Source organism: Arthrobacter sp. B2a2-09, from assembly GCF_027587375.1.
Lineage (GTDB): Bacteria > Actinomycetota > Actinomycetes > Actinomycetales > Micrococcaceae > Arthrobacter.
On record NZ_JAMXIC010000117.1, the window covers coordinates 1 to 297 of the forward strand.

General features: G+C 70.4%; 1 pseudogene. It reads right to left on the bottom strand.

The window, feature by feature from the left end:
• Positions 1-297, bottom strand: a pseudogene (locus tag NFJ07_RS26105) (DUF222 domain-containing protein); the annotation flags it as partial.

Genomic DNA, 297 nt, shown 5'->3' on the forward strand with positions numbered 1-297 from the left:
TGATGTCCGCGTCGCAGGCGATCTTGCGGATGACCGAGGGGTGGATCGGACCGTGGAACGTGGACACGCCGCTGCTCAGGCGGGGGTTTGCGGCAGCGGGGGTTTGGTGTTCGAGACGGTCGAGGAGGTCGCGGTAGTCGATGGTCACCATGACCTGGGGCCGGAGACCGCCGTTGGCGGGCAGCTCGCCGGTGGACAGGGCCACTGCGCAGGCGCCGATGAGCCCGTCGAGCAGCTTCTGCGGACGCGAGCGGCGGTCCAGCGGCGGGTGAGTCACGCCGTCGTGCTGGGCTAGCC